Annotated in this window: 12 protein-coding genes; 7 read left to right on the forward strand and 5 right to left on the reverse strand. The window is 43.6% G+C overall.

What is annotated here, in order from left to right:
* From ACHUFI_RS19225 to ACHUFI_RS19235, 3 genes are all read right to left on the reverse strand, one after another.
* Positions 1–987 (reverse strand): glycosyltransferase family 2 protein, encoded by a 987-nt coding sequence (locus ACHUFI_RS19225; RefSeq protein WP_394252087.1) that lies wholly within the window; start codon positions 985–987, stop codon positions 1–3.
* 41 nt (positions 988–1,028) lie between these two features.
* Positions 1,029–2,735 (reverse strand): hypothetical protein, encoded by a 1,707-nt coding sequence (locus ACHUFI_RS19230; RefSeq protein ID WP_394252089.1) that lies wholly within the window; start codon positions 2,733–2,735, stop codon positions 1,029–1,031.
* Between the two features lie 238 nt (positions 2,736–2,973).
* The gene (locus ACHUFI_RS19235; protein WP_394252091.1) at positions 2,974–3,894 is read right to left on the reverse strand and encodes an NADP-dependent oxidoreductase; all 921 of its coding nucleotides are present in this window, start codon (positions 3,892–3,894) and stop codon (positions 2,974–2,976) included.
* Positions 3,895–4,030: 136 nt separating this feature from the next.
* Here ACHUFI_RS19235 and ACHUFI_RS19240 point away from each other — a divergent pair, with 136 nt between their 5' ends.
* Positions 4,031–4,921 (forward strand): LysR family transcriptional regulator, encoded by an 891-nt coding sequence (locus ACHUFI_RS19240; RefSeq protein WP_394252093.1) that lies wholly within the window; start codon positions 4,031–4,033, stop codon positions 4,919–4,921.
* A 64-nt stretch (positions 4,922–4,985) separates the two neighbouring features.
* Here the strand turns inward: ACHUFI_RS19240 and ACHUFI_RS19245 are convergent, their stop codons facing one another.
* Positions 4,986–5,945, reverse strand: a complete 960-nt coding sequence (locus ACHUFI_RS19245) for a LysR family transcriptional regulator (protein ID WP_394252095.1) — start codon at positions 5,943–5,945, stop codon at positions 4,986–4,988.
* A 101-nt stretch (positions 5,946–6,046) separates the two neighbouring features.
* Between ACHUFI_RS19245 and ACHUFI_RS19250 the strand changes: the two genes are divergently transcribed.
* The 6 genes from ACHUFI_RS19250 to ACHUFI_RS19275 all read left to right on the forward strand — a co-directional run bounded on the left by ACHUFI_RS19250 (position 6,047) and on the right by ACHUFI_RS19275 (position 13,108).
* Complete coding sequence (locus ACHUFI_RS19250) at positions 6,047–7,399, forward strand: MATE family efflux transporter (RefSeq protein ID WP_394252097.1); 1,353 nt, start codon at positions 6,047–6,049, stop codon at positions 7,397–7,399.
* Between the two features lie 262 nt (positions 7,400–7,661).
* A complete protein-coding gene (locus tag ACHUFI_RS19255; protein WP_394252099.1) occupies positions 7,662–8,897 on the forward strand; it encodes a tetratricopeptide repeat protein in 1,236 nt (411 codons plus the stop codon).
* 90 nt (positions 8,898–8,987) lie between these two features.
* Entirely contained in the window at positions 8,988–9,593 is a 606-nt protein-coding gene (locus ACHUFI_RS19260) for a GGDEF domain-containing protein (protein ID WP_394252101.1), read from the forward strand.
* 210 nt (positions 9,594–9,803) lie between these two features.
* Positions 9,804–10,649: a substrate-binding periplasmic protein gene (locus tag ACHUFI_RS19265; protein WP_394252103.1), complete on the forward strand. Its 846-nt coding sequence runs from the start codon at positions 9,804–9,806 to the stop codon at positions 10,647–10,649.
* 184 nt (positions 10,650–10,833) lie between these two features.
* Entirely contained in the window at positions 10,834–11,157 is a 324-nt protein-coding gene (locus ACHUFI_RS19270) for a DOPA 4,5-dioxygenase family protein (RefSeq protein WP_394252105.1), read from the forward strand.
* 145 nt (positions 11,158–11,302) lie between these two features.
* Entirely contained in the window at positions 11,303–13,108 is a 1,806-nt protein-coding gene (locus tag ACHUFI_RS19275) for a sensor domain-containing diguanylate cyclase (RefSeq protein WP_394252107.1), read from the forward strand.
* A 73-nt stretch (positions 13,109–13,181) separates the two neighbouring features.
* On the opposite strand, the gene fruA is transcribed toward ACHUFI_RS19275, so the two are convergent.
* A complete protein-coding gene (gene fruA, locus ACHUFI_RS19280; RefSeq protein WP_394252109.1) occupies positions 13,182–14,924 on the reverse strand; it encodes a PTS fructose transporter subunit IIBC in 1,743 nt (580 codons plus the stop codon).
* Positions 14,925–14,928: the final 4 nt, after the last annotated feature.

Genomic DNA, 14,928 nt, shown 5'->3' on the forward strand with positions numbered 1-14,928 from the left:
CTAATTAGAAGTGTCGTCTTTGTTTTTTTGTTGACTATCTTGTTGAGAAAGGTGCTCTTCGAGCAAGTCCATTCGGTGCAGCACTTTTTCCGTTAACTTGCGATTAAACCCGACCAAATCAGCCACCAGCCCCATCAGCAAGGTAATAAAACCAACGATGATCAACATTGAACCTAGAACTAGCGATTGAATGTATCCGTCTCCAACGCCATTAAAATAGTAATAAAGGAATCGGATAATAGGCATTGCCCCTAGTATCATTGAAAATGCGCCAATGTACATGAACACTTGCAGCGGTCGATACATGGTATACACACGCATAAACGTGGTGGCAGACATTTTTAAGAAATGAGGGATGCTGGTGAAAAGCCGCGATTCTCTTGTTTTCCCATTCGTTCGAATAGGGACTGATATGACCTTTATTCGTTTCGCGCCCGCTTGAACCAACATCTCGATGGTGTAACTAAAATCGGAAACGATATTAATTTGTTGGGCCGCTTCTTTTGAAAGGGCACGAAATCCACTCACTGCATCATTAATTTTTAAGCCGATGACCTTAGAAATTACAAAACTGCCGAATACTTGAAGTGAGCGCTTAAAAAATGAGAAGTGCTTATTGCTGTAGCCTCCGCGATCTCCAACCACAAGTTCTGCCTCGCTATTTACGATCGGCTCAACCAGTAATGCAATGTCTTCACTATTGTATTGATTATCGCCATCAGTATTGACGATGATGTCAGCACCCTGTTTGACGCATTCATCTATTCCCGTTCTAAAAGCGTTAGCTAAACCTTTGTTATTTGAAATACGAACGACGTGGTTAACGCCAAGCTGATGTGCTAACTCGGAAGTCCCATCTGAAGAACCATCATCTATTACTAGTATTTCAATACAATCAATCCCTTGAATGGCTTTGGGTATCGAATTGACGACTTGTGCAAGATTGTCGATTTCGTTATAGCAAGGGATTTGGACAATTAGCTTCACTTGTTCACCTGTTGATTCGAGTGTTTGAAAAATGGTTTAAATTAAAACCCAGTGAATAATTGAGCCTCCTTGTCTAGTGCTTCGGGGCGAAAGGTATGGTTTCCCCAACGAAAAGTATAGATGCCAAAATGATCGTTGGATCGAATGGAATGGGTTGATTTAGCTAAAAATAATGTTTGACCCGGGTAAAGGGGGCGCTGATTAACGATTACACTGGCTTCGCTTTCCAATGTATATACCCCCGGAATAGCAATGTTTATTTCAACGACAGGTTGCTGTTCAGAGAGCTCGATGTGTTTCCCCGCAATATAAACATCTTCCCAATGGTGAATATAATGCGAATTTAGCGAAAGCTCATCCTCAGGAAGTAACCAAGTCTGTTTGTTTTCGCTTGATAACGTATTGAGAAAAACAGTGTTCTCGATAACGAAAACTGGCGCATCCTTCATAACGGCCTCGGTAATTGTCGGTTCGCCTCGACTGATGTAATTTTCATAGCCCCAAGTGCTCATAAAGAATCCAAACTTGGGAAAAGTGGACACCATAGAGCATCGATCAATATAAGGAACGGGTTTGGGGAATATTTGATGGATTCTATCGAGATAGGCAGATTGGTATTGGTTGCTTCGCTGGGAAGGGATCAGCCAGCCATTCAAAACGATGGAAACAAAGAACAAACTAAGCGTCGTTAGCATGAACGTTTGGCGAAGACGTTTAGAGCGTAATGTGGCGGTGCAATGCCATGTAAACCCGAGTAGCACACTCACAGGCGCAAGCATAAAACTGTAATAATAAGGGAACGCGTTTCTATAGAAGAGCAAAGTTGCCAATAGCAGGCTAAGTGATAAAAACTTTAACGAAACCTCTCGGGAAAAGGGAACGTGCTTAATGGAAGAATAGATGGCAAAAGCGATCCCAGTAAGCAACGTAAGCCAGTAGCCAATATCCGACGTAAAGGTATGAACAAAGTAAGGCCATCCAGGAAACAGTACTCTTTGGTTCAGCGTTTTGTCGGCTGCGCCAAACATGGTGAGCAGATCGTCGAGTAGGTTATCTCCTCCAATTTGAACACTATGCCACGTATGAAGCACCGCGAAAGACAGCAGAATCGAACCGACAAAAGAGCAGATGTGACCGAAATATTGGCGGCGGTTCGCTGAGTAATACAGTGAAATAAGCACAATTGGCGCAAGCGCCAGACCATACAAACTGGACTTTAGCGTGACTAACAACGCACAGGACGTGATCACGCCGAAGAAAATAGACTTGAGGTGAGATAGCTTAGCTTGAAATAAGTAATGGGTGGTCATCAACAATAGCGCCGTCGCGATTGGATCCGTTCGAAAACTTGCCCCCATTCTTAACCCATAAGATAACGAGAAATACGCGAGAACAGAGAACAAGGATGCAGTCAGGCTAAGGTGGATTCGACTGATTCGGAAAATTAAGTAGCCAGTAAAAAGTTGCAGCAGCCACATGATTGAACGAGCCGCAATAATTTGATCCACTTCATTGTTGGATAGCAATTGAAGCCACGTAAAAAAATGAATGTGGAAGGTTTGAAAGCTGTTTATTAAATACTGCCCAATGTATTGATGAACGAACGAAAGATAGTAGAACTCATCCCAGTTGATTTCATAAGTGAAAACGACGTATAGCTTTGCAGACATGGCAAGAACTGTTAAAGCACAAAGCGCTTTGACTAAATGTTTAGGGAACGATTCGTTATGAGGTTTTGGTTCATCCACTGACTATTTTCCATCCCTTTTTTAGTTTGAACGCTAAGTGACTGTATTACTAAGTAAGAATGCTAATGGCGGATATATCAAGGTGGCGGGGTAAATAATCAATTTGGCGTGACCAGAGGCTTGTACAACTCACCGCTGGAGAGAACACAAGGAACGTTCTCGAACATCGATTTCGATATATGTTGATAGATGTATGTTAATAGAAGCGAGATGCACTCGCTTCTATTAAAGGGACATATTAAAACGTCGCGACTAGCTTACCGCGAACATGGCCAGTCTTGCTTTCGGCATAGGCAGCTTGTATTTGTTCTGCAGGATACTGCTTTGATACCGTTACTTTGATTTGATTGGTATCGATTAGCTCGGCGATATGTCTTAGCTGTTCGCCGTTGTATTGAACGAAAACGAACGATGCCATTACGTTTGCCGCTTTGGCTGCTTCAACAGTTTCCGGTGATAATCCTGAAATGCTCACCAACCTTCCTTTTGGTTTAAGGATCTTAATCGCATCTAATTGGAACTCCCCTGACTGTGATTCAAGAACTACATCAACAGGGCGCTCTGCCAATACTTCCGTCACGTCTTGCGTTTGGTAATCGATGACCTCGTCGGCCCCTAAGCCTAAGACAAACTCTCTGTTTGCTTCTGATGTGGTGGTAATCACATAAGCACCCACGACTTTGGCAAGCTGGATAGCAAAGGAGCCGACACCACCGGCGCCGGCTTGAATAAGAACCCGTTGTTTTGCACGTACGTTACCCGCGTTGAATAACGCTTGCCAACTGGTCAAAGCCACCATAGGAACCGAAGCTGCTTCAGTTAGCGAAATGCTTTCAGGAGCTTGTGCAAGGTGAGCACGTTTTACAGCGCAGTACTCAGAAAGGGTGCCATCCTCACCAATCGGCTTCATACCATAAACCTTATCACCCTTTAGGAAGCCGCCTCCTGTATTAATGACTTCGCCAGCGTAATCCCAACCTAAAGTCATAGGGAGTGGCTGTTGTATGAGTTGTCCAAGAAGACCTGATGCAATCTTCCAATCAACAGGGTTTATTCCAACCGCTGTTATCTTAATTAGAATTTCATCATTTTTCGGAGTAGGTACTCCAAGTTCACAGGTTTCTATTTGATTGATGTCAGTAAGTCGAACCGCTTTCATGATGTCTCTCCATTAATTGATTGAATGGACATCTTATTTATTCAAAATTGGATGATAAATACGCACTATGAGTTAATAGTTTTTCCAAATTGGAATAAATAAACGGAAAGGCATGGAATAGGGTCAGGAGGGTGTTTTGGATAAGTTATCGGCAATGCGTATTTTTGTAAGGATCACAGAAACAGGTAATTTTTCAAAAACTGCTGACGAAATGAATACTTCTCCGTCTTATATCAGCAAGCAAGTGTCAGCGTTAGAGAAATCAATTGGTACAAGGTTATTTCAAAGAACAACAAGAGCACTGACTTTAACTGAAGTCGGGAAATCTTACTTACATCATTGCCAAAAGATACTGGAACAGCTGTCAATTGCAGAAAGCGAAGTCTCTGAATTGCTGGGGGCACCTTCAGGCTTGTTAAGAGTCAGCATTCCAAGTGTTTTGGGTGATAAAGCCAGCGCGATGATGTGTGCAGCTTTTCTTAAACGTTACCCTGAAATTGAGTTGGATATCGTAGTAGAAGATCGTTTCGTTGACCTTGTAGAAGAAGGCATTGATGTATGTATACGCGCGACGGCCGACTTTCCAGATTCAACCTTGATTTATAGAAAAGTCGGGGACATTGATATTCATTTGATGGCCTCGAAATCCTATTTGGATCAGCATGGTTACCCTAGAGTTGCATCAGATTTGGCATCTCATGACTTAATTTCTCATCGATACGCCGGCTCTAACGTGTTTGAATTTGATAAAAATGGAAGAACGGAAAGCGTGCGATTTAATCGACGAGTAAGGGTAAATAGCACTTCATTTGTGAAGACTATTGTTGAGCAAGGCGAAGGCGTTGGCTTTTTACCTGCAAGCATGGCAAGCGCTCCGAACGCTCGCCTTATTCGATTACTTCCTGACTACAAACCTGGTGGAATTACGATTAGTGTTGTCTATCCTGAACGGACCTATACGCCGTTGAAAGTTCATAAATTTATCGAATTCTTCGACGGTTGGTTTCAAGAGAATTATCAGTTTTAGCAGTATTAAAGTGAGCTTTAGACATGTCCAATGAATAATCGCTTATATAGCCTAACGGACTGAATTAATCGCTATTTGGTTCTAGAACACCTTTCCAGTTGTTCTTTTTCGCCAACACTTTGAGCTGAGTAATTTCTTTTTCTGTTTCGCGTTTCAGCCACGATATTAAATCATCAATCACCTCTGAGTGGGTTTGCTGGTGCCCATAATAGGTCCAAGCGCTTTGTTGGACTTTGGCGTGTTCTGGGCAGTAGAAAAAACCACGTTCCAGTTCTTGGAGGATCAGCAGTAAATCTGTAACAGTGACTCCTTGCCCTGAAAGGCAGGCACTGAGCGCCAAATCTAAAGAAAGGAAACTGGTATTTCGAACGCGTGTTGTCGGTGGTATTTCTACGTCGGCTAGCCACACTTTCCAGTCGTGATGGTCGAGCGTTGGGTGTAGGCGAGGCATGGTTAATATTGTATTTAGGTCAGTCTCTTGGGTCGCAATGTTACTCGCGCACACCGGTGCCATGAACTCTTCTCTTAAAAAGAACGTATTGGCTTTGTGCTCATAGAGGTTTTTTATCCGAGTATGAAAAATGAGTAAGTCATAATCTTTGTTGTTCAGCGCATCATCTTCTTCAATCACTGGAATAATAACGATTTCGTAGTCTGGGTAACGTTCATTGAGTTCACGCACTTTGGAAATTAGCACTCTTGTTGCAAAGCTAAGCGCTGCTTTGATTACGATCCGTTTTTGTTTCGGTTCACGCCAATTCGCGATCACTTTCTCTAACGCGCCGTAATTTTCTTTAAGCGTCGAATAGAGTTCTTGCCCTTGAGTTGTTAGTGAAATCGCACGATGTTTTCGAATAACCAAGGGTGCGTTTAGCTCATCTTCAAGCTGTTTGATTTGGCGACTAATTGCACTCTGCGTAACATTAAGCTCATCAGCCGCAAGTGTAAAACTCATCAGCCTTGCCGCTGATTCAAAAGCTCGTAATCCATTGTGTGAATGAGGCAGGTTAGGATAAGGGGTCATAATCTATTCGCATGAGTTTTTGGAATGTCATGGTGTCAGATTAATCAATTGAACGCCAGTGTCATAAGTCGTAAATTTGAGCCAAATATTCAGAGGCTCATATGAAAAAAATTCTCGCACTCGCTTTTCCTTTAATTATCTCCCAGCTGATTTCTATGGCATTGGTGCTTACCGATGTTTGGATGATGTCTCGAATCAGTGTTTCAGCTTTGGCGGCTGGTGGCTTAGGAGCGTCGATCTATTTCTTTATCTTTATTATTGGCAGCAGCACTGTGGGTTGTGTTGCCAACTTAATCGCGATTGCCTATGGGCAAAGGGTCGCAAGGCCTGAATTCGGAAAAAAGCAAATTCGATTGGCAGTAAAAGGTGCGGTCATGCTGTCTTGTGTTCTGAGTGTCGTCCTGATGGCGAGCTTTTGGTTTGCCCCTAAAGTGTTGGAAGCGGCTAAGCAACCGCAAGAAGTCGTCGAGCTTGCGATGGAATATGTTCATGCACTTAAATGGGTAATGTTTCCGTCACTCATCTTATTAGTACTGCGTGGCCTCACCAGTGCATTTGGTAACGTTCGTTCGATTTTGGTGATGTCCGTAGCGACCGTCATTTTGAATGTACCGGTGAGTTATATCCTGACATTCCCTCTAGAGATGGGGCTAACTGGCTTGGGACTTGGAACGGCGATTTCAGCGTTTGTAGTCATGATAGGTTACACCATTTGGGTATTTAAGCGTGATGAGTTCAAACCTTTTGCACCTTGGACCAATCGACATGAGTACTCCGTTCGTTTGATGAACCCGCTGATGTTAATGGGCTTGCCTATCGCGGTCGCGGCATTACTTGAACACGGCTTAATCTACGGCGGAACGCTAATGGCTGGCACGATTAGTATCGCATCGTTGGCCCTGCATCAAATTTTGCTGCAATGCTTAAGCTTCACATGGAATTTCAATTTCGGTTTCTCACAAGCGGCCGCAATTCTGGTTGGGCGAGACTACGGCTCAGATAACTATCAAGGCATTAAGAAAACGTCGCTACAAAGCTTTGTGTTGGTGAGTATTTTGAGCATTGGTTTATCCGCCGTTTTCATCATCTGGCCAGAATTTATCGCCGGGCTTTTTAATCTTGATGAAAACTCGGTAGGTATGTCTTCGTTATTAGCATCGGTTATTTGGGTGGTTGCCCTATGTTTCATCGTTGATGCTTGGCAACTACTCGCAATCAATTTGTTAAGAGGAATGAAGATTGTTTCAATGCCAACGGTAATGACGGCGGTAGGATATTGGATGTTTGGCTTACCTGCTGCGTGGTATCTGATGCCTGAATTTCAGCTTGCCGGTATTTGGGGGGGAATTGGTGTCGGTTTAGGCGTGACAGGCATACTACTCCTGATTCATTTGATGGTCGTCATTAATAAACATGAACGTGCTGAAGCGGGTGGAGGTTTATGCCGCGCGTAACATTAAGTTTGTGAAAGCTTAGGCGAGTGCACAATAGTGGCTCGCCTGATTTGATTATAAGTTGCTGAGTTATTGCGATTTTAACTATCACCGTGCGAACTTTCGAAAGAGTGTACCTATACTTTTACGTATTGGCGATAAAGTACCCAGATGTTCCCTCTGAATTTACACTTAACCGACGAGTTTGATTTTGTAGCTATTGTTGGGAAAGTAGCCTCATAGTACCATTCCGGTGTGCTTGTAATGTGAAGGTTATCATTTGATGCGAAAGAGCGTATTGCTGTCTTTTTTTGTCATAGGTTTGGCGATTCTGTCTGCCGTGACAATAGACATTGTGTTGTTTCAAGTAGACCGCAATGGCTCTGATTCTGACCAAGTTCCTCCTTTTAATCCAACGAATGAGTTGCTTCTTACTGAGATCGGGAAACATATCCACGAGATAAAGCAAGAAGTCACATCAGATCCTAGTGCAGCTCAACAAAAATTGGATAGCTTGCTAGGGCAGAAGGTGCGTGACTTCACGGCTTTAGAGCAAGCCTCAATACTAGATATACAAAAGCGCCTTGCACGAAAGCTTAAAGATAAAGAACAAATAAAGCGCATAGCCTCTCAGCAGCAAACTCTTGCTGAAGAAAATCAATTTCAATGGCTATTTGCAGATCTGTTGATATCCGACGCTATCGAAGATGCGATGCATGGCAGAATAAAAGAAGCCGGCGTTTCAGTGGCCAAGGCCATTCAATTAGCTGAAGAAAGTAACGCGCTATATCTCTTACCCAAAGCCTACAATGTCGCTGGATTTATCAGCAACTCTTCTAATGAACTAATGGAAGCTCAACGTTATTTCTCGCGAGGAATTCAAGTCGCCAACGAAATCGGTGACATGCTCTACAGTGGCACTATTCATAATAACCTTGGGCTTTTATATCTCCATATCGAGCGATGGGAAAAAGCACTCGAATACATTCAGCGCGCCGGAGAAATCAGTGAAGAAAATGGTCTAGATTCTCCTGGACTTTTCCATACGATTCATCTTAATGAAGCCTTTATTCATAATCGACTTGGACATGTGGAAGCATCGAGCGCTGCGTATTCGAAAGCGGTTGAGTATTTTGAACTGCTAGATCCGAGCGTCAGGGAAACCTTGATACACTTAAAAGGCCGTGCAGAAATCCTAATCCTTACTGAGCAGTTTCAAGAAGCTGAAGCTGCCGCAAACGAGTGTTTGGGCCTACCCGAAGGGAATACTTACCCCTTAGAGTACGGGCAATGCTATTTGCTTCTTGCGAAGGCACAAAGTGGGCTAGGGCAGTACCCACTGGCACTAAGTGCGATAGATTTAGGCATTTCAACGTTTGAATCGATCGAGCATGAAAGGTGGATCACTCGAGCGTATGAGCAAAAGGCTGAAGTGTACGATAGCTTGGGCGATCCTCAATCCGCTTTAGCCATGTATCGAGCCTACTACAAGCAAGATAAACAGCAGTTGATGGGATAGGTATATAACCTAGAGCATGCCTTTGCGACTCGCCGAATAGAGCAAGAACGGGACCTACTCGATGTTCAAAATAGGCTAAATGAAGTGAAATTGGCTAAGGAAAGACTACGGTTTCAGGTGGCTTCTATTTGGGGAATCGTGGCTATAATAGCACTCGTTTTTACAATGAGACGTTCGTTTTCTGTTCAGAATAAAAACAAAGAATTAGAAAGTCTTTCCTATGTTGACCCATTAACTGGGCTGAATAACCGCCGCTTTTATTATCAACAACTGAAAGACAAGCAACGTTTGGCAAGTTCACAAGAGTATCGTATTGCGTTACTGGATTTGGATTATTTCAAACAGGTTAATGACAAGTATGGTCATGATGTTGGCGATGAAGTATTGATAGAAACCGCCAAACGGGTATCAAGTTTGATTGATACTGATGAGCTTTTAATACGCTGGGGTGGTGAAGAGTTTTTGGCCCTACTTAAAAATGTCTCGTCTATTGAGCAGCGATTAAGTGATATTTTAACCGCTGTCAACGGAGCTACGTATACCACGGTGGCGGGAGAGCTAGCAATTACGACATCTATTGGTTTGAGTGATTCAGGAAATATTTTAGAACTCGAAGCGAGTGACGGGTATTTTCGTAATGCCGATAAGAAGTTATATGAGGCAAAGCGAACTGGAAGAAACCGCTACGTCAGTTAGTGTTCTTGAAAGGCTGATGCCTAGAGCGTCTGAAATTGTGACCCCGATATTGTCCTATAATGATAAAAGTGTAATTTGACTAACTAGATACGTGATAACAACGACCGTGCAACGTTATTGAAAACCTTGGCTATTTTATTGATAAGCTCTGTGTGAGAATTCTCTATCTCACGAGCCCAGACCTTTGTCTTTAGCATGATAGGAGTTTAGATGTTTTCGCGAGAGCGCCTTTACACCACGAATTCGCCGATCAAACAAACCCAGCGCAAACCTGTTCTTGCTCGTTTTGGGGTGATGCTCATTACGTGTTTTCTTCTTCATTCTCCCAGAGCGCTCGCTGAACCTTTGAAAATCGCGGTAGGTGAATGGCCTCCGTACATTTCCGAAAACATTAAAGATAATGGTTTTCTTACCGATCTCATCGTTAACATTTTGCAAGAAATGGGCTACGACTCTGAAGTAACGTTTTATCCTTGGAAACGGGCTTATAACAAAGGCGTCAAAGGCCAAATTGACCTAACCGCGGTATGGATGCATAAATCAGAGCGTGAAGACGATTATTACTATAGCGACCCGGTGCTGAACGAGCAGTTTGTTTTATTTCACCTAAAGTCCAAGCCTTTTAACTGGACAGAGTTAGAGCACCTCTGGGCCTATAATATCGGGGGCGACATCAAATACAGTTATGGCGCGGAGTTCGACAACCTGCTTAGTGAAAAGAAACTCACTATGCTAAGAGAACATTCGCCCACTTTGAATTTTAAAAAGTTAATCAAAGAACGAACCGATCTCTACTTACAAGAAAAAAATGTCGGGTATTCAACACTAATGACCGACTTAGCCGACAAACGGCACCTTGTTACTCACCATCCAAAGCCAGTGTTAAATAACTATAGTTACGTGCTTTTTCCTAAGAGCGTTGCAGGGAGTCCTCAACTGGTAAAGGATTTCAATAAAGCTTTGAAAGCTTTCAAAGAATCCGGCAGGTACGATGCGTTTTTTAGAGCCTTTGAAAATCAGCAATATCCAATTCAAACAGGCACAACGTCTCCTTAGATACTCTTACCTCCACAATCAGCTTGGCAAAAGTGATTCTTATCACTCTAAGTCGTTAGATCTGGTTATAAAAATAGCCAGTTAAGACGGTATTAGCGCAATTGATACTCCAACCTGTCGCTAAGCTTTCTTATTGCCCATGTTAAACGTTACACTTATGGAAAATAACGAACAAGGAAATCTGATGTATCACGCACATGTGTATTTTGCCCTTAGAAATGTTGAGCCTGCTGAAGCGCTTCGCCAACGTGTCATTTCAGAGCGTAGCGACGTGATTGATACCTTTCCATTGGTACAAAAGCTAGTGGGGCCCCACAAAATGCCAATGTTTGAAATGCACTTTCACAACAATGACAATCAGCTGATTGAGTGGCTAGATGAAGCTCGAGGCGACATGTCAGTGTTAATTCATCCGGTAACGGGTGGGGAAGAAACTCTCGACCATACCGAAAGAGCGATTTGGCTAGGCAGAGAGCTCGGTGTTTTCGAGGAAACACTCTCTAGTTAGTTCACAACGACAAAATCTAACCGATAATGTCGTTATGTATATCGTAACTTTCTAATATACAAAGTGTTGTGTTTTTTCTGCCACTAAATGACAGAGTTCTCAGTTACTCCTAAGCTTACTGATAAGCGAGAGATAAGGGGTGCTTATGGCGAAACTTCGTGACCCGTTAATAGTGTTGTTGTTCTTTGTAGGCGTAAGTTTTATCGGGCTACAGGGATTAGCCATTATTGAGAAAGAGCACCGCTTATCAGTGGGTAAGTCTCTCAACACTGTCATTCATACCATTGAAGAAGCACTGACACTTTGGTCTCATAATCACCGCGTGAAAGCAGAAACGTTAGCGCGCCGGCACGATGTCGTTGTTCTCGCTGAACAATTAATAAAAGTAAAAGATCCCTCATCTGAAGTGGTTCTACAAAAGTCTATTCGAGAATTGTTGAACCCTGAGATCATCGCCTTTGGTTATCAAGGCTTTTTCATCATAGGTTTAGATTCGGTTAATTTGAGCTCTATGAGAGATTCAAATATAGGTGAATACAACCTCATTTCTATTCAACGGGAAGATTTGTTTAACCGAGTGAAAGGTGGAGAAACCCTGATTGTTCCTCCGATACTTTCTGACGTCCCTTTGCGTAACAGAGACAATCAGCTACGAATACTTCCACCCACCATGTTTTCCGCTGCACCAATACGCAACAACAAAGGTGTTGTGGTAGCGGTGTTAGCTATTCGAATTGATTCAGTGGATGGCTTCAGTCGAATCATGCGTTTGGGACGACTAGGCAACACAGGAGAAACCTACGCGTTTGATTCGCAAGGGATCATGTTGACGGAAAGTCGCTTTGAAGATCAGCTAATCTCGCTCGGTATCATCTCTAGTCAGGAAGGTTCAAGCTTAAATATTCAAGTGCTTAACCCTGAAGCAGACTTAACTAAGGGAGAAATCTCTCCGTTACCTCAAGAAGATCGCACTTTTACTCGTTCGGTGAAGAAAGCACTCGAGAAAATGAATGGCGTTGATGTCCAAGGGTATCGAGATTACCGAGGGGTCATGGTCATGGGGGCATGGAGCTGGCACAACGAGCTTAATATTGGTATCGCAACTGAAATCGACGTGTCAGAAGCAATGAACTCTTTTGTCATCTCGAGAAATGCAATCTTAGGCAGCCTTTGCTTAACCGCGATTCTCGCAGCTTCTTTATCAAAAATCTTAGTGAGTAATCGTACTAGAGCGCTCGTTAACATGAGAGAGCTTCAAGTGGCTCTTGAAAGTAAGGTCGCGGAGCGAACGGAAAGCCTAATGAAGATGAACGGGGATTTACAAAGTCAGATTATCGAAAGAGTTCGAACAGAAGAGCAACTTAAACAAACCCAGCATGATCTAGAAAGCAGTAACCGGCAGCTACGAAAATTAGCCTCAATCGACGGGCTAACAGAGGTCGCGAACAGAAGAACTTTTGATAATCACTTAAGCGCCGAATGGAAGTTAGCTTTCAATCGGGGCTATAAAATCTCATTGTTATTGATCGACGTGGATGATTTTAAAAAATACAACGACACGTTTGGGCATCAAGCGGGGGATATTTGCTTGAAAACCATTGCCAAAATCTTAACGACTGATATGGGAAGAGGGCAGAGTGGCGATATAGTCGCGCGCTATGGTGGTGAAGAATTTGCTCTAGTATTGAGTAATACAAATTGCGCGGAAGCTTATGAAATAGCGGAAACCGTAAGAATGAATATTGTTGATGCCGAAATCCCATTTTCCAACACAACGGTTCAAGATTCTGAAGTAGTGACGGTCAGTATTGGGGTGGCGACCGTTAACCCATTAATCGGGCAAGGGTTTGAAACCTTAATCAAACGCGCAGATGAGGCGTTATATAAAGCGAAAGCAGACGGAAGAAACACCGTAATAGCAACAAGCGAAAAAATAACGCGCGTGTCGTAGCGAAAAAAAGCACCTCAAGTGAGGTGCTTAAATGCCTACGGGGGTTGGCATAAATGCCTTTGAAGTGCTGTTATTAAGCAGTCACAGCTTTTTTCGCTTTGTTGTCACCGAGTTTCTTAAGTGCAGCGTAGCCAAAGCCTGTTACTGCTGTACCAGCTGCAATCGCCACTAGGTACATAAGCACTGGAGAGATAGCACCAGGAATCAGTAGTACGAACAAGCCGCCGTGTGGAGCCATTAGCTGCGCACCGAACATCATCGAAAGCGCACCAGTTAATGCACCACCTGCCATACATGCAGGGATAACACGCATTGGATCTTTCGCTGCGAATGGAATTGCACCTTCAGAGATGAAACATAGACCAAGAACGAATGACGCTTTACCTGCTTCACGCTCGCCAGCTTCAAACTTGTCTTTCACTAGGAAAGTCGCAAGGCCCATACCTAGTGCAGGAACCATACCTGCTGCCATGATAGCCGCCATTGGTGCGTAAGTTTGTGAAGCCAGTAGACCAACACCGAATGTGTAAGCCGCTTTGTTTACCGGGCCACCAAGGTCGAAACACATCATTGCGCCCAGAATCACACCCAGAAGAATCGCGTTAGACGTACCCATGTTGTTTAGGAAGTCTGTCATTGCGCTCATCACGCCAGAAACAGGTCCACCTACGATGTAAACCATCACAAGGCCAGTGAACAAACTCGCGATAAACGGAATGATCAGGATTGGTTTAAGCGCTTCCATAGATTGTGGAAGTTGAACTTTGTCGGCAATGAACTTCGCAGAGTAACCGGCAATGAAACCAGCCGCGATACCACCTAGGAAGCCTGCGCCCGTTGAGCTAGCCAGCATACCGCCGATTAGACCGGGAGCCAGACCCGGACGGTCAGCAATCGAGAATGCAATGAAACCAGCAAGAACAGGAATCATTAGTGCAAAGGCAGAACCACCACCGATTGTCATCAATGCTGCGGCTAGTGTGCCTTCTTCTTTAAACGCTTCGATACCGAATACGAAAGATAGCGCGATGATCAAACCACCGGCAACCACGACAGGCAGCATGTGAGAAACACCCGTCATCAAATGCTTGTAAACGCCTTTCTTTTCATCTGATGAAGAAGCATTAGAAGAAGTCGCAGTGTGAGTGTAGGTTGTTGCTTCCGCGAACGCTTTTTCAAACTCTTGCTTGGTCTTTTTAAGTGCAGGTCCAGTATTTGTCTTGTAGAGCGTTTTTCCGTTGAAACGATCGAGCGGTACATCGATATCGGCAGCAATAATGACAAGGTCAGCTTCAGCGATATCTTGGTCTGTCAGTTGGTTTTTCGCACCGACGGAGCCGCGAGTTTCTACCTTAATTTGGTGACCTAGGCGTTTACCTTCTTCTTCAAGCGCTTCTGCCGCCATGAAAGTATGAGCGACGCCGGTTGGACAAGCCGTGATTGCGACGATTTTTTTAGCAGACTGTTCCGTTTCTTTAGTTGTTGTAGTGACCGTGTCACTCGCTAGCAGTTCTTTAGCATTGGATGCAGCATGCTCTAAAAACGCTTTAGCGTCTTGTGTGCATTCAGAAATAGGTGCTTGATACACTTTTTTTCCAACGAAACGAGATGTATCTACTGGCGTGTTTGCTGCAATGATAACGATGTCTGACATCGCTAACGCATTGTCTGAAATAGGCGTACTAGGCACGACTGTCGATTGACATTCAATTATCGCATTCCAGCCTAGTGCCTTAGATGCTTGTTCAAGTAAACCGGCAGCGATGATGCTGTTTGCTACGCCACTAGGGCAAGCTGTTATAATGGAAATATTCATAGAT

This window comes from Vibrio profundi (genome assembly GCF_043642225.1).
Classification (GTDB): Bacteria; Pseudomonadota; Gammaproteobacteria; order Enterobacterales; family Vibrionaceae; genus Vibrio; species Vibrio profundi_A.